General features: G+C 66.5%; 20 protein-coding genes and 1 pseudogene. 7 read left to right on the top strand and 14 right to left on the bottom strand.

What is annotated here, in order from left to right; genetic code table 11:
* From WAW85_RS09815 to WAW85_RS09805, 3 genes are all read left to right on the top strand, one after another.
* A partial coding sequence (locus WAW85_RS09815; RefSeq protein ID WP_422559430.1) for an SAF domain-containing protein occupies positions 1-588 on the top strand: 588 nt, incomplete at its 5' end.
* 16 nt (positions 589-604) lie between these two features.
* The gene (mscL, locus tag WAW85_RS09810; protein WP_422559429.1) at positions 605-1,153 is read left to right on the top strand and encodes a large conductance mechanosensitive channel protein MscL; all 549 of its coding nucleotides are present in this window, start codon (positions 605-607) and stop codon (positions 1,151-1,153) included.
* A gap of 145 nt (positions 1,154-1,298) precedes the next feature.
* Positions 1,299-1,973, top strand: coding sequence for a heme oxygenase (biliverdin-producing) (locus tag WAW85_RS09805; RefSeq protein ID WP_422559428.1), 675 nt, complete (start codon positions 1,299-1,301; stop codon positions 1,971-1,973).
* Here the strand turns inward: WAW85_RS09805 and WAW85_RS09800 are convergent.
* From WAW85_RS09800 to WAW85_RS09755, 10 genes are all read right to left on the bottom strand, one after another.
* On the bottom strand, positions 1,970-3,064 hold the full coding sequence (locus WAW85_RS09800; protein WP_422559427.1) for a PLP-dependent cysteine synthase family protein: 1,095 nt from the start codon (positions 3,062-3,064) through the stop codon (positions 1,970-1,972). The genes WAW85_RS09805 and WAW85_RS09800 overlap by 4 nt on opposite strands.
* Positions 3,065-3,175: 111 nt before the next feature.
* Complete coding sequence (locus tag WAW85_RS09795; protein WP_422559426.1) at positions 3,176-3,868, bottom strand: MspA family porin; 693 nt, start codon at positions 3,866-3,868, stop codon at positions 3,176-3,178.
* 6 nt (positions 3,869-3,874) lie between these two features.
* Complete coding sequence (locus tag WAW85_RS09790; protein ID WP_422559425.1) at positions 3,875-4,522, bottom strand: MspA family porin; 648 nt, start codon at positions 4,520-4,522, stop codon at positions 3,875-3,877.
* A gap of 28 nt (positions 4,523-4,550) precedes the next feature.
* Complete coding sequence (locus WAW85_RS09785; protein WP_422559424.1) at positions 4,551-5,171, bottom strand: MspA family porin; 621 nt, start codon at positions 5,169-5,171, stop codon at positions 4,551-4,553.
* A 383-nt stretch (positions 5,172-5,554) separates the two neighbouring features.
* Positions 5,555-6,085 carry a MogA/MoaB family molybdenum cofactor biosynthesis protein gene (locus WAW85_RS09780; protein WP_422559423.1) on the bottom strand — a complete coding sequence of 177 codons (531 nt, stop codon included), beginning with the start codon at positions 6,083-6,085 and terminating at the stop codon, positions 5,555-5,557.
* Between the two features lie 20 nt (positions 6,086-6,105).
* On the bottom strand, positions 6,106-7,305 hold the full coding sequence (locus WAW85_RS09775; protein ID WP_422559422.1) for a S1C family serine protease: 1,200 nt from the start codon (positions 7,303-7,305) through the stop codon (positions 6,106-6,108).
* Between the two features lie 95 nt (positions 7,306-7,400).
* Positions 7,401-8,819, bottom strand: a complete 1,419-nt coding sequence (locus WAW85_RS09770) for an ATP-binding protein (protein ID WP_422559421.1) — start codon at positions 8,817-8,819, stop codon at positions 7,401-7,403.
* A 6-nt stretch (positions 8,820-8,825) separates the two neighbouring features.
* A complete protein-coding gene (locus WAW85_RS09765) occupies positions 8,826-9,512 on the bottom strand; it encodes a response regulator transcription factor (RefSeq protein WP_422559420.1) in 687 nt (228 codons plus the stop codon).
* A 69-nt stretch (positions 9,513-9,581) separates the two neighbouring features.
* Positions 9,582-11,165 (bottom strand): FAD-dependent oxidoreductase, encoded by a 1,584-nt coding sequence (locus WAW85_RS09760; protein ID WP_422559419.1) that lies wholly within the window; start codon positions 11,163-11,165, stop codon positions 9,582-9,584.
* 8 nt (positions 11,166-11,173) lie between these two features.
* On the bottom strand, positions 11,174-12,118 hold the full coding sequence (locus tag WAW85_RS09755; protein WP_422559418.1) for an AurF N-oxygenase family protein: 945 nt from the start codon (positions 12,116-12,118) through the stop codon (positions 11,174-11,176).
* Between the two features lie 153 nt (positions 12,119-12,271).
* Here WAW85_RS09755 and WAW85_RS09750 point away from each other — a divergent pair, with 153 nt between their 5' ends.
* The gene (locus WAW85_RS09750; protein WP_422559417.1) at positions 12,272-13,042 is read left to right on the top strand and encodes an SDR family oxidoreductase; all 771 of its coding nucleotides are present in this window, start codon (positions 12,272-12,274) and stop codon (positions 13,040-13,042) included.
* 22 nt (positions 13,043-13,064) lie between these two features.
* On the opposite strand, the gene WAW85_RS09745 is transcribed toward WAW85_RS09750, so the two are convergent.
* The 3 genes from WAW85_RS09745 to rpmF form a co-directional block, all read right to left on the bottom strand.
* Positions 13,065-14,948 (bottom strand): CocE/NonD family hydrolase, encoded by a 1,884-nt coding sequence (locus tag WAW85_RS09745; protein ID WP_422559416.1) that lies wholly within the window; start codon positions 14,946-14,948, stop codon positions 13,065-13,067.
* Positions 14,879-15,163: a hypothetical protein gene (locus WAW85_RS09740; protein ID WP_422559415.1), complete on the bottom strand. Its 285-nt coding sequence runs from the start codon at positions 15,161-15,163 to the stop codon at positions 14,879-14,881. The genes WAW85_RS09745 and WAW85_RS09740 overlap by 70 nt, the downstream gene beginning before the upstream one ends.
* A gap of 227 nt (positions 15,164-15,390) precedes the next feature.
* On the bottom strand, positions 15,391-15,564 hold the full coding sequence (gene rpmF, locus WAW85_RS09735) for a 50S ribosomal protein L32 (RefSeq protein ID WP_422559414.1): 174 nt from the start codon (positions 15,562-15,564) through the stop codon (positions 15,391-15,393).
* 186 nt (positions 15,565-15,750) lie between these two features.
* Here rpmF and WAW85_RS09730 point away from each other — a divergent pair, with 186 nt between their 5' ends.
* Both WAW85_RS09730 and WAW85_RS09725 read left to right on the top strand, forming a co-directional pair.
* Positions 15,751-16,683, top strand: coding sequence for an AEC family transporter (locus WAW85_RS09730; protein ID WP_422559413.1), 933 nt, complete (start codon positions 15,751-15,753; stop codon positions 16,681-16,683).
* Positions 16,684-16,722: 39 nt separating this feature from the next.
* Positions 16,723-17,760, top strand: coding sequence for a type IV toxin-antitoxin system AbiEi family antitoxin (locus WAW85_RS09725; RefSeq protein WP_422559412.1), 1,038 nt, complete (start codon positions 16,723-16,725; stop codon positions 17,758-17,760).
* 34 nt (positions 17,761-17,794) lie between these two features.
* Here WAW85_RS09725 and WAW85_RS09720 read toward each other — a convergent pair whose 3' ends face one another.
* Positions 17,795-18,076 (bottom strand): hypothetical protein, encoded by a 282-nt coding sequence (locus WAW85_RS09720; RefSeq protein WP_422559411.1) that lies wholly within the window; start codon positions 18,074-18,076, stop codon positions 17,795-17,797.
* Between the two features lie 17 nt (positions 18,077-18,093).
* On the opposite strand from WAW85_RS09720, the pseudogene WAW85_RS09715 reads away from it, so the two are divergent.
* Positions 18,094-18,316 (top strand): annotated as a pseudogene (locus WAW85_RS09715) (hypothetical protein); the annotation flags it as partial.

The following is an 18,316-nucleotide window of genomic DNA, read 5'->3' as shown; positions in this document are numbered from 1 at the left end:
TTAATCACCGGACAGCTGTTCACCAGAAAACCGGCGGCGCTGCGCGCGGCGACCGTCCGGCGGACCATCGCCGCGCTCTTAGTGGTCCTGGCTGGCGGCCTGCTGCTGGTCGAGCGGGGCCGGCACTCCCCGGATCTGGCTGTCGTTGCGGCCCGCGATCTGCGCCCCGGCTCGGTCGTCACCGGCGACGACGTCCAGGTCACGGCGCTGCCTGCTGGGAGCGCCTTTCCCGGCACGCTTCGATCCGTCGACGACGTCGTCGGCAATCGGCTGACCGGCGCAGTCACCAAAGGTGAAGTGCTCACCGATACCCGACTGCTGACCTCGCGGCTGCCCACGGCGCTCACCGGGGACCGGTCCGCGCGCCTGGTTCCGGTTCGGCCTGCCGATCCGGCGGTCGCCGGTCTACTACGCAGCGGGGACGTCGTAGATGTGCTCGACGACGAGTCCGGCGTCCTCGCGCGGGACGCGGTGGTGGCCGTACCTGCAGATTCGGCCACGCCCGCCTTGCTGGCCCTCGGCGAAGCACCAGCCCACCGGGTTGCCGCGGCGAGTCTGCGGAAATCGCTGACCCTGGTGCTGCACTGACCTCTACACTGCGATTGTGCACAAGGGTTTTAAAGAATTCATCATGCGCGGCAACGTCGTCGAGTTGGCCACTGCGGTCATCATCGGCGCCGCTTTCACCGCGATCGTCAGCGCCTTCACCAACAAGATCGTCGCCCCGCTGTTGGCCTCCATCCCCACCGGAGGCGGCTGCAACCAGGAGATGACGCTCGGCGAGGGTTCCACCCAGGCTGCGGCCGTCCAGGTCTGTGGGCTGGCCACAGAAATCCGGGCCGGCCATCCGGAGACACTGGTGGATTTCGGTGCCGTCATCGCCGCCTTCATCAACTTCGTGATCGTCGCGGCGGTGGTCTACTTCCTGATCATCGTTCCGTATAACAAGCTCAATGAGCTGGCGGCCCTGCGGCGCGGTGACGACACCGAACCCGCCGAGGCCACCGAGATCGACGTCCTCACCGAGATTCGTGATCTGCTTTCCGGGCAACGCGCATCGTCCGGAGCACCGGCCCAGGCCCAGGCCCAGGCTCCGCAGTACGCGGCGCCACCGCCGAATCCGGCGGACGGCCCCGGGCGGCATTCCCGCTGACCGGACGATCGTAGCGATCGTTAGGATCGCCCAAAGCCGCCTCTCGCCCCTCGGGCGCCGGAGGCGGCTTTGTCATTGGCTAAGGTAGCCTTATCTATCGTGACGCCACCCGTCGTCGTGCCTTTCTTGTCAAGGGAGTATCCGAATGACCACCTCGCTCAATACTGCTGAACTCGCCGATCTGGCGCTGTCGGTGGCCATGAAAGAGGGTTCGGCCGTCGAGCACGACGAGGCCGAACACTCGGTGTTCATGGACGAGCTCCTCGGTGGTCGGGTCAACGAGGCTGGCTATGTCGCCTACCTGCGCGCGTTGCGCCCGGTGTACGCGACGCTGGAGACACTGGGCCGCGAACTGACCGACGACGCCGTCGCCGGTCCAGTCCTCGACGCCGGTCTGGACCGTCTGGCCGCTCTCGACGCCGACCTGGAGTACTGGGCGCCCGGCGAGAGTCATGAGTCCGATTCGGCGGCCGCTGCGGGCTACGCCGCGGCCATCGCTGCGTCGGCGGGCTGGGGCGGGCTGTACCTGGCCCACCACTACACCCGCTACCTGGGTGACCTCTCGGGCGGTCAGGCCGTCGGCCGGATCCTGGACCGCGCGTTCAACCTCGACGGTCAGGGCCTGTCGTTCTACGACTTCGCCGACATCGGCAAGAACAAGCCGTACAAGGACGTCTACCGGGCGAAGCTGGACACCATCGGTGCGAGCTTGTCGCCGGAAGACCGCCTGCGCGTGGTTGAGGAAGTGCGCCGGGCCTTCCACCTGAACCACGCGCTCTTTACTGAACTCAGCCGCAACATCGAGGCCTACCGCCGCTAAGCGAACCGGCCGGTGCGGAAGAACCCGTCGAGCCGGGCCGCGTACGGGGTGAGGTCGAGTCCGGCCTGCACCACCCACTCCTCCGAGTAGTACTTGTCGGTGTACCGATCGCCGGAGTCGCAGAGCAGGGCGACGACGCTGCCGGTGCGCTCCTGGGCGATCAGCTCGGCGATGATCTGGTAGGCCGCCCAGAGTCCGGTGCCGGTGGAGCCGCCCACGCGGCGGCCCAGTACGTCCTCCAGGTGCCAGATGGTGGCGATAGCGGCGGCGTCGGGCACCACCATCATCCGGTCGATTCCCGTGCCCACAAAACTCGGCTCCACGCGCTGGCGCCCGATGCCCTCGATCCGCGAGCCGACCGCCGTCGTAATCTGGCAGTCCCCCGCCTGCCAGGCCGGAAAGAACGCCGAGTTCTCCGGATCGGCCACGCACACACCGGTGGCACGGCCGGTGTACGCCAGATAGCGGGCGATGGTGGCCGAGGTGCCGCCGGTCCCCGCGGTCGCGACGATCCACTCCGGATCGGAGTAGCGCTCCATTGACAGCTGCGCGAAGATCGATTCGGCGATGTTGTTGTTGCCCCGCCAGTCCGTCGCCCGCTCAGCGAAGGTGAACTGATCCATATAGTGCCCACCGCGCTGCGCGGCGATGCGCTGGGCGACGTCGTACACGGTGGAGGGGTCGGCCACCAGGTGGCACTGCCCGCCCTCACGCTCGATCAACTCGATCTTTGCCCGACTGGTGCTCTCGGCCATCACCGCGATGAACGGCACGCCGATCAGCGCCGCGAAGTACGCCTCGGAGACGGCCGTCGATCCGCTGGAGGCTTCCACGACGGGCGAACCTTGGCGGATCCACCCGTTGCACAGCGCGTGCAGAAACAGGCTGCGCGCCAAACGGTGCTTCAGCGAGCCGGTCGGGTGGGTGGACTCGTCTTTGAGGTAGAGGTCGATCCCCCACTGCTCCGGTAGCGGCACGGCGATCAGATGGGTGTCGGCCGACCTGTTGGCTTCGGCCTTGATCTTGGCCACCGCCGCGGCCGTCCACGCCCGCTGCGCGGGGTCATACCGGTTCAGATCCACCGTCTCCATACCGCCCAGCCTATTCATGTCGATGGTTGAGCAGGCGCAGCGCGTCGAAACCCACAAGACCGCCGCCCGAAGGCGACGGTCTTGGGTACCGACTACGTACGACGAGGCGGGTCAGCCGATGCTGAACGGCTTGCCGTACATGGTGACGTTGCCGCGGAACTCGGCACTGGAGACACGAACGTTCACCAGCGCACGAGCCTGCGCGAAACCGGCACAGCCTTCGACGCTGAAACGCTCCTGGCTGTAGGCCACACCACCCTTGGGGTTGGTAAACGTGAAGCCGTTGACGGTCTCGCCGTCGACCTTCACATTCACCACCGGCTGGAACACCGCCTGCCCGGGGGCGATACTGAACCCGGCGGAGCTTCCACTGTCCTTATTGATGATCGTCGGCTGGGATTTGATCGTAGGGCCGCCCGGGATCTGGATCTCAGGCGTCTTGAGAACATCATCGTCGTCCGTCGTCAGTCCGCCGTCGACTCCCGCAGTGGCGCCGAACTCCAGTTGACAGCCGACCAGGTAGCCTGCCGTCACCGTGCCGCCCTTGACGGGCCCGCTGGTGGCGACCCGCACCTTGCCGGACACCCACACCTCACGGGAGAAGTGACTGTTGGCCACCGACCCGACGTGGCGCACGTACTCGTCGGTCAGCCGGATACTCACCTTGCCGCCGCCGGGGATCGACCTCGAGTAGGAGCCGCCCGGGAGCTTGGCCGCCTCCGCCGAACCGGCACCGAGGCCGAGCGCGGCGACACCGGTCACCGCGGTCAACGCGATCGCGGCGATTCGCCGCATCTGTCCCATGTCAGATCATCCGAGGCTGAAGGGCTTGCCGTACATGGTGATGTTGCCCTTGAAGGTGTCGGTGGAGACCTTAACGGTCACCTTGGCCATCGCCTGGGCATGGCCGGCGCAGCCATCGACACCGAAGCGCTCCTGGCTGTAAGCCATACCGCCGCGGGCATCAGTGAAGTCGAAGCTGTTCACGGCTTCGCCGCCGACCGACGCCTTGATCACCGGCACGTACCCGGCCTTGCCCGGCGACAGCACGAACTTTCCGCTGGTCCCACCTGCACCAGTGGGGGGTTTGGAGTATTCCAACACCTTATAGTCACCGGTGCCGATGCCGCCACCAACATCCGCCCCGAAGTTCAGCTGACACCCGACCAGGTAGCCAGCGTTGACGTTGGCGCCCTTGACACCGCCGCTGGTGGTGACCCGCACTTTGCCGGAGACAAATACTTCCCGGGAGGTCGGGACGTTGGTGACCGCCCGCTGAATGCTGTAGCTCTCGTCGAACAGCCGGATCTGGACGCTGCCGTCCTCGAAGCTCTTGGTCTTGCTGGCCCCGGGCAGCTTGCCCGCCTCAGCCGTGCCGGCGGTGATACCGGTGACGGCGATCAGAGCGACGCCGGCGACGGCAGCGCCGGTCATCACGCGCATATTCAGGTTCGTCATGTGCTTGGTTCCTTCGCGAGTGATGGGATCAGTTCAGGCTGAACGGGGCGCCGTACAGGGTGGTCTGCAAGAAGCCGCTGTTGCCCGAGAGGCCGCCGTCTTCGGTGGACAGGCCATCGGCGGCCATCACGCGGACCATGGAGCGGGCCGAGGCGTAGCCGCCGCACTGCTGCACGTCGATGTGGAAGCCGTCGACCATCATGGTGGCCTTGCCCTTGGTGATGCTCATGGCGTCGGAGGTGACGACCGCGACCTGGCCAGGCTTGAGCGGCACCGAGATCGAGCCACTCAGCGACGAGGTAAAGCCGATGGCGCCGCTGAGCCCGCCCTCAAGGCCGGTGATGTCGACCTGGCAGCCGACCAAGTAGCTGACCGTCATGTGGCCCTTGCCCTTGTTCAGGGTGGCCTTGTAGGTGCCCGAGACGGCGGCGGCGCGGCCGGCCCCATTGTTAGCGACCGACGGCATTGGGTTGGCGCGCTCACCGGTGCGCTTGATGGTGACCGTCTGGCCGTCAATGCCGCTGCTCTTCTTGAAGCCGTTCGGCAGGCCGGCAGCGTCGGCGTCGCCGGCGTTGACAATCACGCCGGTAGCACCGATTGCGGCGACAGTGGCAGCCACAACAGCGGTGCGCATGAAGTTCTTGCGCATGGGGATCTCCTCATGAAATCGGGGGCGGGGCTACCTGAACGGTGTGCAAGGAAACCCTGAGAGTGCCGTGTTCGAGGAATAGGATAACGCGGCGAGCAGGTCCACCACCATCGGTCGACCGAACGACTTCGTTACCACGGGGTGTCGCCGGTAAACCGGCGGTAAACGGGCGGATTCTGCTTCGCATGCGCGGAATCAAATAGGCGCTGGCCAGCGGCTATCCGTGGTGCGGTGGTCGATTCTCGTCGTACCAGTCGCGGCCGCGCGCGGTGTGAGGTGTCTCACCCGGATCGGCGGTCACGTCTGTTCCAGATGTCCCGAATACGGCATCCAGACGCGCGCGGGTGCGCCATTCGGGTTCGACGCCGGCCGCCGAATCGGAGTCAGAATTCACTATTGATCTGGTCAATGATGAAGTGCGACAACGGAATCACGGTGGCCATACCGTCGCGGACGGCGGCACGAGAATTCGCCAGATTCACCACCACCGTCTGCCCGGACACCCCGGCAACACCGCGTGACAGCCCGCCGTCGGCGGCTCCGGCGGAGAGCCCCGAGGTGCGCAGCGCCTCTTCGATCCCCTGCAGCCTGCGGTCCAACAACGGCTCGGTGGCCTCCGGAGTGACGTCGCGGGCGCGCACGCCCACACCGCCCACTGAAATCACCAGGTCCACGCCGCCGATCACCGCGGTGTTCAGCGCATTGCGGATCTCCACTTCGTCACCAGAGACAGTGACCGTCGCGTCGACATGGAAGTCGCCCTCCTCGAGCAGCTCGCACACGATCGGACCGATCAGCGCGGAATCTTCGTGATCGTCGACCACGACAACCAAAGCCCGCAGCAGCGGTCCGTCTGACTCGCCGATCTCCTCGCGTGCGGCTGCATCTGCCTCGGCGTCAGCTGCGTCGATCATCAACAGATCCTCTCTCCTGCTCATGCCTCACCTAGCTTCACGGTAGCCGTCGCGGCACGCCCCTGGTCGGTGTAGGTGATCTTCACTGTCTCCCCCGGCTCACGCGAGCGGATCGCCGCCACCAGATCCTCCGAGGAAGCGATAGTGCGGTCGTCGACGGCGGTGATCACCGCGCCCTCAGGAATCCGGGCCTGCTGAGCTGCGCCACCGGCCACGAGCCCGGCCACCACGGCGCCGGGCGCCATCGGATCAGGACTGGGGCGGACGTTCACGCCGAGGTTGGCGCGCGTCACCGGCTGTCCGGCAATGATCTGTTTAGCCACGCGCATCGCCTGGTCGATCGGGATCGCGAAACCAAGGCCGATAGAACCACTTGCGCCCTGCGAACTGCCCATCGTCGCGATCGCCGAATTGACGCCGATCAGCGCACCGGCCGCATTGACCAGTGCGCCACCGGAATTGCCCGGGTTGATCGCCGCGTCCGTCTGGATCGCGTCGATCACCGACTCGTGCGAGCCGTCGGCACCGGTAGTCGACACCGGGCGGTTCAGGGCGCTGATGATGCCGGTGGTGACCGTGCCTGCCAAGCCGAGCGGCGAGCCGATCGCGATCACATCCTGCCCGACGGTCAGATTGTCTGAGGCGCCCACGGTGATCGGCGTCAAACCGGTGCTCTCCGCCTTGATGACGGCAATGTCGGACATGGGGTCGGCGCCGAGTACCCGCGCGCGAGCGCGCTTGCCGTTGCTGTAACTGACCAGCACGTCGCGGGCGGCGTCGGTGCCGCCAGCACTAACCACATGCGCATTGGTCAAAATGGTGCCGTCCGCCGAGAGGACCACACCGGACCCGCTGCCGGACTGGCGGCCGACAGACACCGCGATCGAGACAACTGAGGGCAGCACTCGGGCCGCGACCTCTTGCACCGAACCCGGTTCGGCCGGCGGCTGCTCGGTCATCCGACCGCCGGGGGCGCCGCCCAGCACCGGCGAACTGGTCGACGACGAATCCCGCAGCAAGGCAGCTCCGCCGAGTCCGCCGAGGAGACCGGCCACCAATGCCAGCACGGCCAGCAGGGCGAACCAGACCGGACCACGCCCGCGGTTTGGCGACCCCGAAGCAGGCTGACCGGAGAACGGCGCGGCGGGCGGCATCTGCTGCCAGGTGTGGGTAGTCGACGGTGGATTATGCCCGTACTCGGGTGGGCCCGGCTGTGTCATGCGACAACCCTAGAAGAAGTACCTGTGAAGCAGCTCAGTCAACCCTGCCGAATCACTGAAAGAGCCGACGGACCGGTCATCGTGCGCCAGCACGGTCACTGGCGCGGAACCAGCATCGGCTCGGGCTCGGTGTGTACCGGACTGCCCGGCAGGGTCATCCGGATCAGCGCGCCACCGTCGTCCGACGCCTCGGCCACGACGCGGCCGCCCAGACGCATGACCACCTGCCGCACAATTGCCAGCCCGAGACCCGAGCCGGGCATCGAACGGGTGGCCGCGGCCCGATAGAAGCGTTCGAACACCAACTCGCGGTCCTCGGGCGGAATGCCCGGGCCGGCATCGGCGACCGTCAATTCGGCGGTCTCCGGCCCGGTCTGTCGCAGCCGGACGTGCACCGCGCGGCCCGGTGGACTCCATTTGGCAGCGTTGTCGAGCACGTTCAGTACCGCCCGTGCCAGCCCAGCGACCTCGCCGTACACAAACCATGGTTGCGCCTGCACCGCGAAGTCCACATCGGCACGGCGCCGTCGTACCCGGACCAGCGACTCGTCGATGATCTCCACGAGATCGCACTCTTCGAAGACAACGTCGCCGGAATCCTCGCGCGCCAGATCTACCAGGTCGCCGACGAGCGTCGAGAGCTCCTCAATCTGGGCCACCACGTCCGAGCGCAACTCCACCATGTCCGATACCGGAATCGACGGCGCCCCCGGCTCGGAGGCGGCGATCAACAGTTCCAGATTAGTGCGCAGCGAGGTCAGCGGGGTTTTGAGCTCGTGCCCAGCGTCGGCGACGAGCCGCGCCTGCCGGTCCCGCGAATCACCCAGGGCGGCCAGCATCGCGTTGAACGACTCGGTGAGGCGGGCAATCTCGTCGTGCCCGACCACCGGAATCGGCCGGAGATCCTGCGTCCGGGCGACGTGCTCGACGGCACCGGTCAGTCGGGCCACCGGCCGCAGACCACCGCGGGCCACGACCGCGCCGGCCACCACAGCGAAGGCCACTCCGATGCCGCCGGCGACGAAGAGCACCGAGGCGAGGCGACTGAGGATCGCATCGGTGCGGTGCAGACTTTGCGCCAAGACGAGGGTGTGGCCGTCGGGCAGTTTGCGCGCCAGCACCCGCTGATTGTCGACGGTCCGCAGGCTCTGGTCCGCGTCGCCGTCCACATAGGGCGCGGCCGCGATGGCACGCTCATCGTCCTCGAACGGCACCTCGCCGACCTGGTACGCCAAACCGTCAGGCTGGATCAGGGCGACGGTGATGTTGGTCGAGTACACGGTGCCGGTGATCAGCCGCGGATTTTTCGCAAGCTGGCCGGTCTCGGCGAGCGCCGAGATCCCGTCGGCGCGAACCACCAGCTGAGTATCGGCCTCTTGATACAGCGCGCGGGAGACGAAGATGAATGTCGCCCCGGCCATCAGCATCGCCGACAGCAGCACGAGCGCCGCCGCCAGCAACGCAACGCGGGTGCGCAGGGACACGGTCCGGGTGAGGCCGATCGGCTCACGCATCGACGGCTACGGCGCGTTCTCGCGGAGCACGTAACCGACACCGCGAACGGTGTGAATCAGCCGCGACTCACCATCGGCTTCGGTCTTGCGGCGCAGATATCCGATGTACACCTCGAGCGCATTGCCGGAAGTCGGGAAGTCGTAGCCCCACACCTCTTCCAGGATCCGACTGCGCGTGAGTACCCGGCGCGGGTTGGCCATCAGCATTTCCAGCAACGCGAACTCGGTGCGGGTCAGGCTGATCTGCCGCTCGCCGCGGGTCACCTCGCGCGTCACCGGATCCAGCGTGAGATCTTCGAAACTGACCGCCTCGGAGTCGAGGTCGTCCTCACGGGCGGTGCGCCGCGACAGCGCGCGCAACCGGGCCAGCAACTCCTCCATCGCAAACGGTTTGGGCAAGTAGTCGTCGGCGCCCGCATCCAGACCGCTGACCCGCTCGGACACCGAGTCGCGCGCGGTGAGGACGAGGATCGGAATGTCGTCGCCAGCCGACCGCAGCCGACGGCACACCTCGAGTCCGTCCAGTCGCGGCATCATCACATCGAGCACCAGCATCTCGGGCCGATCGGCGACGATCTTCTCCAGGGCTTCGAGTCCGTCGCCCGCGGTGTCCACCGTGTACCCGTTGAACGTCAGCGATCGCCGCAGGGACTCCCGGACGGCCCGATCGTCGTCGACCACAAGAATGCGCATGCCTACAGTCTTATCCACTCGGCCTGAGAGTGGCCTGAACTGCCGCCCGTGTCGCAGGTTCGCCGGGGTTCACCGTTTGCGCCGACCCGCCGCCGACAGCATCTCGGACACCTCGGTGAACTTCACGCGCGGACGACCCTCCCGCTGCCCCTGCTCCCGCTCTCGCCGGTCGATGGCCCGAATACCGCGGTAGCCGACCACTCCGCGGTGCCGCTGACGCAGGAGCGCATCGAAGGCCTCCGGCCCGGCTGCCGGACGCTGAATCCGGTGCTCGACGACGTCGTCAATGAATTTCTCGACGACGTCGATCGCGTTCAACTTGTTCGCACCGATGCCGCCGGTCGAGCCGCGCGCGGCCCAGCCCCGCACGTATACGCCCGGGAGCACCGCGCCGGACTCGGCGAGCAGGCGCCCATCGGTGTTCGGGAAGCGTCCGGTCTGCTCGTCGAACGGCAGACCGCCGATCGGCGCGGACCGATAGCCGATGGACCGAACCAGCAGGTCCGCCGCGATCGGGTGCTCGCGTCCGCCGGTCGTCACGATCACCGAATCGACCCGGCCATCACCGGTGGCGCGGACCGGCGACGTGTGGAATAGGAAGACGATCCGCCGGTTGCCCGGGTCGGCGGGCGCACTCAGGTCCGGCAGCGCACCGGCCGCCTCGTCGTGCACGATCACTTCAACACCCGGGATCACCGACAGGGCCCGGTACTCCGCGGCGGTGTACGCGGCCGAATCTTGGCCGCGTCGGCCCAGTAGCACCACCTCGTGGATGTTCTGCTCACGCAGCAATGCCAGGGCCCGGTCGGCGATGTCGGTGGCCGCCAGTTCGCCCGGCGGCGAGACCAGGATGCGGGCGACATCGAGGGCGACGTTGCCGGTGCCCACCACGACGGCGCGGCCGGTGCCGTCGAGGGGGATCTGCGGCCCGTCGGCGCCGGGCACCGCGTTGTACCAGGCCACCAACTCGGTGGCGGAGGTGGAACCGGGCAGGTCCTCACCGGGAATGCCGAGGCTGCGGCTTTGGCTGGCGCCGACCGCATAGAAGACCGCGTCGAAGTGTGCAGCCAGTTCGGCCGGAGTGATCTGACCGGCGGCGACGTCAGCACCCACCTGCACATTGGTCGCCATAGTGACCTTCGGGTCCCGGTAGAGGATGTCGAAGGTCTTCATCACGTCTTTGGTACTCGGGTGGTCGGGGGCGACGCCCGCGCGCACCAGGCCGCCCGGGGTGGGTAACTGGTCGATCACGGTGACGGTGGCCTGCGTCCGGTTCAAGATGGTGCGCAGCGCGTAGCCACCAGACGGTCCGGTGCCGACCACCGCGACCCGCAGGCCGTCGGGCAGGCGGGGCAGATCCGGGTACACCACGTCGGTCCAGCCGGACGAGATGTCCGGGTTACGGCGGTAGAAATCGGCGTTGATCTCGATGAAGATCTGATCGCGTGGGGCGAGCCGGTCGGCCGGGAAGATCGCGTTCACCGGGCATGCGTCCGCGCAGGCGCCGCAGTCGATGCAGACCTGCGGATCGATGTGCAGGATGTCGGATGTACCGAAACCGCGCTCGTCGGGTGTTGGGTGGATGCAGTTCACCGGGCAGACTGAGACGCACCCGGCGTCGCTGCAGCACGACTGGGTGATGACGTAGGGCATGGGCGGCCTCAGATCATGTGAATCTTGCGGTAGATCCGCAAGGCCGGTTTGGTGAGCAACCCCACCTCATCGAGGAACTCCATCAGATGCGCGCAGCTACTGCGGATCATCGAATGGAAGTGCTCGTTGTGGTGAGCTTCGCGCTGCGCGCGTTCGGGGTCCAGACCGGCGTCGGCGTAGGCCTGCGGTCGGATCAGACTCGACACGATGTAGTAGGCCCCGGCGGCGGTCAGGTAGGCGCTGAGCTCGCGACGCGCCCGGCTGATGCCCCGGACCGATTCCCGGACTTCTTCCCGCGCGAACTTCATGTGGCGCGCTTCCTCAAGCACGTGAATCTCGTTGACCGTCCGAATAAACGGCAGCACTCGCTCATCGCGCATACAGCCGCGTTGGAAGACGTCGAGCACTTCCTCGGCCACCAGGATCCCGGCGTAGGCGACCTCGTTCTTGGCGAAGGTTTTGAAGACCTTGCCCAGCCTGCCGACGCCCTTGGCCGGCCGATAGCTCTTGCCGACCATCTTCTCCGAGGCCTTGGCGAACATAATGCTGTGCCGACACTCGTCGGCGATCTCGACCAGTGCGAACTGGAACTCCGAGCCGTGGTAGTCACCGAGGTACTGGTCGCGGATGACCATCTCTTGCAGGATCATCTCGAACCAGATGCCGATGCACATGATCGAGGCGAACTCATGGCGGGTCAGCGAGATGCGCTGCGCCGGGGTGAGTTCGTTCCAGTAGTCGGTGCCGTACAGCGAACTCCACTCCGGGCTGCAGCCGTACTTCTCCGGGTCCATTGGCAGCGACCAGTCGATCTCGGTCATCGCGTTGCGCGACAGGCGGGCCGCCGACGCGATGAGGCGCTGCGAAACCTGTTCGACGCCCTCGTCTTGGAGGCTCACCACGGTGCCGGGGAGTTCGGTGGCGATCTCTACACGTTCTCTAGCGGCAGTCATCGGTGACCTCCTACGTGGCTACGACCGTTGCGACAGTCCATACTGTTACAACGCTTATTGTCACGATAGCACTGGCTTGCGCGCAGGTAAACGGTCTGGAACCCTCACCGATAGGTAAGGGCCGCCTTATCTGCACGACAGAGTGGAGGAAGCATGCCATCGATTTTCATTTCCGGAGGAGCCGCTGGCATCGGCCTGGCCACCGCCCAGCGCTTCGCCAAGGACGGCTGGACCGTCGGCGTCTACGACGTGAACGACGAAGCCCTGGCCACGGTGGCGGCGGAGAATCCCGGCTTCATCACCGGCAGGCTCGACGTCCGCGAGGCCGCCGAATGGGAGCGGGCCCTCGCCGACTTCACCGCGCACACCGACGGCCAACTCGACGTACTCGACAACAACGCCGGAATCCTGCTGTCCGGCGACCTGACCGACATCTCTCCCGAGGCCATCAAAGCGCAGATCGACATCGATGCCCTCGGGGTCGCCCTCGGCGCCCAGGCCGCCCATCAGTACCTCAAGGCCACCCCCGGCGCACACCTGGTGAACATCGCCTCGGCGTCGGCCATCTACGGGCAGCCCGGCATTGCGGTCTACAGCGCGACCAAATTCTTTGTCGCCGGCCTCACCGAAGCCTTGGGACTCGAGTGGCAGGCCGACGATATCCGCGCTGTCTCCATCTGGCCGCTCTGGGCCAAGACCGCGCTCGCGCAGACTGACGCCAAGAGCACCAAGACCCTTGGCGTCCGACTGACGCCCGACGACGTCGCCGCGAAGGTCTGGGAAGCGGTGCACCCGAACCGGCTTGATCGTGCCACCGGCCGCACCAGCTACTCGGTGGGCGCGCAGACCACCGTCCTGGGCAATGCCGCCAAGTTCCTCCCGAACAGCATGAACCGCGCGGTCAACAAGGTGCTGGCCCAGTAGCGATCAACGCCGGTGGCGCCCCTCAGCCGCCGTTGAATGCGGGACGGTAGCGACGGCACGGCTGGCCGCGCAAGTCCGCACACGCGGGCACACCGGCCCCGGCCCACTGGCCGGCAATCACCGGGAGCACCAACGATGAACCGCCGACACCGAGTTGCAGCGTGTCCACGACGGCACCCCCGGTGTTCGGAGTGTGGAAGCGCCAGGACGTCTTATCGCCGCCCGGCGCAGTGATGGTGACGCGAATCTTCGAGCCCTTGCGGATCGTGTGGCCGATCGGGTTGAGCGAGATCCGGGTCAGCTGGGTACCCGAGAGCGGCGACGACACCAGCCAATCGCGCGACGGATTCAGCGGCGTCGCCGCACCGTTGGTCGCCCGCAACGACGCGCGCAGCAGACCGGTGGTCACCAGGATCTCGGTACCGTCGGGCCGTACCTCGGAGACCGTCGCCTGCAGGTCGGTGTCCGGCGCCGAGGACGACAGTTGCAGATCCAGGCTGGCCGGGCCCACCATCAACACATCGCGCGGCTGCGCACCCGTGATGAAGCCGACACCAGCGCGCCCGGGGATCGGCGCCCAGTTGTACCGAGCCGTCGCCGACCACGGTTCGGTGGACGCGCCCACGACGTCCATCGTGCCGGCCGGGCGCGCCTTCGGATCAGGGCGGAAACTCACCGACGAGGCGGCGGCCGGCGCCGTCGTCAAACGGCCACCGGCATCGAGGGTCCAGCGCTGTCCGTTGCCGGCCGCGGCCACCGGCCAGCCACCGAAGCCGCGCGACCAGGGGGCCGATAGGTTGCCCGGGATCGGGGTACCCGATCCGTTGTCAAAGAAGACCTGGACGCGCGGATCACGCTCGAAGTGCGCCTTGGCCTGCGCCAGCGACCCAGCATTCGGGTGGCGCGCGGTGACCACCTGACGACCAGGCGCGTTGGTCACGGCCGCGTAGACCGCAGGCATCAGCGCGGTGAGCGCCGGATTCGGCTTGGGCACGGTGCCGTCGACGTAGAGGCGCAGGAACTCGTACCAGGGCCCCAGGAATTGCGGGCCGATCGAGTCCAGATGCGCGCCGTTCATCATGCGCACCCATACTTTGCTGTTCCCGTTGAACTTCGGGATGATCGACGTCCACTGGGGTCCGGTCTGCTCGTCCTGCAGGGCGCCGACCAGGTAGACCGGGACGTCCACCTTGGGCGCCCAGTGGGCGGGTGCGCGGTGTTCCATAAGCGCGGTGGTGCGTGTCGGGTTCTCCTCGATCAGCTGCTTGATGCGCTGGGTCTGCAGGCGCAGCTTCTGATTCGCTAGGCAGTGCTTGTCGCCGCGACGCACTAGTTCGTTAGCGTAGGGCTGTGCCCCCTTGGCGGGGGCCGGCTCGGCTTCGGCCTGCCGGTCCACCAGCCAGGAGTTGGCGAAGCCGTCGTTGAAGATGCCGCCCGGGAAACCGGTGGAGTACAGGTCGTCGGTCAAACTCATCGGCGCGATCGCGGCCAGGCTCGGCGGGCGGGTGCCGGCAGCGGAGATCTGCGAGATGCCGGAGAAGGAGATACCGATCATTCCGACTTTGTGGTGTTTGACCCAGCGCTGTGCGGCGACGGCCTCGACGATGTCATAGCCGTCATAAATGGTCGGGTAGTCAAAGAGGTCGAAGGCGCCGCCCGAGCAGCCTGAGCCGCGCATCTGGACGTTCACCGAGGCGAATCCGGCGACCGGGGCCACCAGGTTGCCGAGCAGGGTGCCGGTGGCCGGGGCCATCGGATCGGGCGCACCGGCGAGGCCGCCGACGGCCCCCATCAGGAAGTCGCCCGGAGCAGCATGCTGATAGCCGGAGTGCTCAATCACGGTGGGGAACGGGCCGTCGGCCAGGGTCTTGCCCACCGGGAGCCGGACGGTGACAGCGAGCTCCACACCGTCACGCGATCGGGGGCGCTCTCGTCGCGGACGGCGAAGGTATTGCCGGGTTTGCCTGCGACGACAAACCGGTATCCCTCGCCCGCCCGCAGTTCGCGGACCAGGAACGAACCGAGCCGATCGACCTGCCCGCTGCCCACACTCGCGCCGGCGCCGTCGATCAGTTGCACGCGGGCACCGGGTGGCGCATCGATCAGATAGGCCTGGTACACGCTGCGGTGGCCGGGGACACACTCAGGCCGGCGATCAGCAGCGTGGCCGTAGTCACTACGGCAAGAAAGGTTCGCACGTCAAAGCCCCAACTCTTCGGTAACACAAGTGATCTTAGTCACTTGGATACAGAATCGTATGGAATTGGCGATAGTCCGCCACACCCAGATGCCACAAGCCGCGACTGACAGATGTCAGTCGCGGCTCATGGAGCTCGCTTCGGTATCGCTCAGCGACGGTCGAGGTCGACCAGGCCCAGCTTCGCGGCCTTCACCAGTCGACGCGGAATCCGGTGCGCGACACCGTCGATCTTCTCTTCCTGCAGAACGGCGTTGTCCGCCTTCCACTGCGAACGACGCATGCGGGTGTTGGCCCGCGACATCCGGCGCTTCGGCACTGCCATGATTTCAGCCCTTCTCTACTTGCTCTACTGTGCTGGCGCGAGTGGGGTTCGGGTACCCGATCCGGCCGACTCGCGGCTCTTGCTCGCAGATGTGTCACGCCTTCACGCGCGGCACACAACCAGAACAGACTAGCCTTTCCACGACGCATCAGGCAAAACACGATGTGAGGGCTAGAATTGCCGACCGTGTCAGGTGTCGCCTCCGGATTCACCGTCATCTTCATCGTGGTGGCGATCGGCTACCTGCTGGGTCGCACCCGGGCGCTCGGCGACCAGGCCGTCGCCGTACTGGCCAGGCTGGTCTTCTTCGTGTGCACCCCGGCGCTGATGATCACCTCGCTATCCACCAACGACCTGTCGGTGGTCTTCTCCCCCACCCTGGCGGTCGCCGCAATCGCAGCGGTCAGCGTCGGAGCGATCCACTTTCTCGTGGTGCGCGTGCTGTGGCGGCGCGCCATCCCGGAGGCGACCATCGGCGCGCTCTCGTCGTCGTACGTCAATAGCGTGAACCTCGGGCTCCCCATCGCCATCTTTGTGCTCGACGACGCCTCGTTCATCGCGCCGCTCCTGCTGTTTCAGATCATGCTGTACTCGCCGATCGCGCTGGCCATGCTGGATCTGACGGCCCTCGATCGGGCCCATCGAGGGTCGATGTGGCAGACGGTGCGCACACCGCTGACCAATCCGATCGTGATCGGCGGGCTGATCGGGCTCGCGCTGGCCTTGAGTGGGTTGGCACTGCCCCCCGCGGTCTTCTCACCGCTGGACATGCTGGCGAAGGCCTCGGTGCCGCTGGCACTGCTGACCTTCGGGCTGTCACTGACCGGGGTCCAGGTGTTCAAGAAGGGCGCGACACCGCGCCGAGACATCGCGCTGGCCGCCGTGCTGAAGATGGCGCTGATGCCGCTGATCGCCTACCTGCTGGCGCACTACGGCTTCGGCATGACCGGTGAGGCACTGTTCGCACAGGTCGTGATCGCGGCGCTACCCACCGCACAAAACGTGCTGGTCTACGCCACCCGGTACGGCCGCGGCGAGATCCTGGCGCGCGATACCGCACTGGTCACCACTGTGCTGGCGATCCCGGTGATCGCGCTGCTCGCCGTGGTCCTGGCGTAGTCGTTCATTTCTTTCAGGTTTTCAATTATATTGAAAACTGTGTCGTTTGAATTTGGTGTGCGGATCCCACCCGAGGTCGCGACCGAAATCCACGCGCGCCTCGCGGAGTACGGCGTGACTACCCCGGACCTGTCGGCCCTGAACGCAGACCACGAACAGTATCTCGACCTTCGACCGTCCACCGCCGACCCACTTCCGGTACAGGCTCTCTACTCCCCCAATACCGTGCCTCCCCACTGGCCTCATCCCGCTGACGACGACACTCATCTCCTGCTGCTGGACGACCACTTCCACGGCCGCACCGCCGCCCATCTGCGGAGCCTAGGCGTCTGGTTCTGCGACCGGGCAGGCAACGCCTATATCCGGGCACCCGGCGTGATGATCGACGTGCGCGGACGCCCCCGTGCACCGGGATCGCACCTGAGTTCGGCCCCTTCCTCCGCACGGCCGATGAACCTGTTCAGTGCACGCCGCGCTCAGGTCGTCTGCGCCATCCTCACCGAACCCTCACTCGCGGGCGCCTCCCGGCAGCGTCTGGCCCACCATTCCGGAGTGTCCCTCGGGACCGCCCAGAACACCGTCGACGCTTTGCTCGACAGCGGTTTCCTGGTCGCCGAGGGCAGGCATCGCCACCTCGTCCACGGCGGCAAACTGCTGGATCTATGGGCGGAGGCGTACCGCGATGGCCTGGGCGCCAACAGCACCGTCTTCATCGGATCCGGTGAGGTAGAAGCGCGGCAGACGACGACACCGGACGTGTCACTCAGTGGCGAATGCGCGGTGCCGCAGCTCATCCGGCATCCTCAAACACTGACGATTTACGTTGACACGCCGCACCGCGACGAGCTTCCCGCACAGCTCATCATGCGCAATCGCTGGCGGCGCGACCCCCACGGCAACATCACCATCCGGCGCAAGTTCTGGACGGACCTGCCACCGGCGAGCGACTCGGCTCTCGACGCCGCGCCCGCACCCATTGTGTACGCGGACCTCATCTCGGCCCGTGAACCGCGACAAGCGGCAGCGGCCGCCGAATTCAGGATGCAAAGTGTACGACTTGATTCGCTGCCCGCCTGAGACCTACGACGACGTCGCTAGGATCGCCGCGGAATTACACGGCATCGTCGACGCCGAAGACCTCATGCTGGTTGGAGCACGTTGCCGAGATCTCCTTCACACCGCATACGGAAACCACACGGCCCTCCGCCAGACACACGACGCAGATATTGCCATCGCCACCAGCGACTGGTCGACATTCCTTGCCATTCGCGCCACGTTCCCCCATCTCCGCAGCGCGGTGCACGACGCGGGTCACCGATTCCTGATAGCCGATATTCCAGTCGACGTGATCCCATTCGGCGACGTCGAACTCCCTCCGGGAACCGTGTTGCACCCCACCCTGGCGAACCAATGAACGTGCACGGCTTCCGCGATGCGTTCGACAATGCCGAACGACTGCCAGAACTGCCTGGCGTTCGTCTGGCAACGCCTGCCGGATACGCCGTCCTCAAACTCCACGCGTGGCTAGACCGTCTGCAACGCAATGAGTACAAGGACGGACCCGACCTCGGACTAGTTGTTGAGTGGTACTACGGCGACTTGGTTCACCTCTTTGAGACCCGCGCCACACTCC

Source organism: Gordonia sp. (in: high G+C Gram-positive bacteria), from assembly GCF_049299075.1.
Lineage (GTDB): Bacteria > Actinomycetota > Actinomycetes > Mycobacteriales > Mycobacteriaceae > Gordonia.
This window is presented reverse-complemented; position numbering and strand designations above follow the sequence as displayed.

Excerpts from the sequence above, each read along its gene's own strand:
- WAW85_RS09760 (WP_422559419.1), bottom strand. The coding sequence starts at position 11,165 with ATGCCCTACGTCATCACCCAGTCGTGCTGCAGCGACGCCGGGTGCGTC.
- WAW85_RS09765 (WP_422559420.1), bottom strand. The coding sequence starts at position 9,512 with ATGCGCATTCTTGTGGTCGACGACGATCGGGCCGTCCGGGAGTCCCTG.
- WAW85_RS09785 (WP_422559424.1), bottom strand. The coding sequence starts at position 5,171 with ATGCGCAAGAACTTCATGCGCACCGCTGTTGTGGCTGCCACTGTCGCC.
- WAW85_RS09755 (WP_422559418.1), bottom strand. The coding sequence starts at position 12,118 with ATGACTGCCGCTAGAGAACGTGTAGAGATCGCCACCGAACTCCCCGGC.
- WAW85_RS09775 (WP_422559422.1), bottom strand. The coding sequence starts at position 7,305 with ATGACACAGCCGGGCCCACCCGAGTACGGGCATAATCCACCGTCGACT.
- WAW85_RS09805 (WP_422559428.1), top strand. The coding sequence starts at position 1,299 with ATGACCACCTCGCTCAATACTGCTGAACTCGCCGATCTGGCGCTGTCG.
- WAW85_RS09780 (WP_422559423.1), bottom strand. The coding sequence starts at position 6,085 with ATGATCGACGCAGCTGACGCCGAGGCAGATGCAGCCGCACGCGAGGAG.
- rpmF (WP_422559414.1), bottom strand. The coding sequence starts at position 15,564 with ATGGCAGTGCCGAAGCGCCGGATGTCGCGGGCCAACACCCGCATGCGT.
- WAW85_RS09800 (WP_422559427.1), bottom strand. The coding sequence starts at position 3,064 with ATGGAGACGGTGGATCTGAACCGGTATGACCCCGCGCAGCGGGCGTGG.
- WAW85_RS09795 (WP_422559426.1), bottom strand. The coding sequence starts at position 3,868 with ATGGGACAGATGCGGCGAATCGCCGCGATCGCGTTGACCGCGGTGACC.
- WAW85_RS09790 (WP_422559425.1), bottom strand. The coding sequence starts at position 4,522 with ATGACGAACCTGAATATGCGCGTGATGACCGGCGCTGCCGTCGCCGGC.
- WAW85_RS09750 (WP_422559417.1), top strand. The coding sequence starts at position 12,272 with ATGCCATCGATTTTCATTTCCGGAGGAGCCGCTGGCATCGGCCTGGCC.
- WAW85_RS09770 (WP_422559421.1), bottom strand. The coding sequence starts at position 8,819 with ATGCGTGAGCCGATCGGCCTCACCCGGACCGTGTCCCTGCGCACCCGC.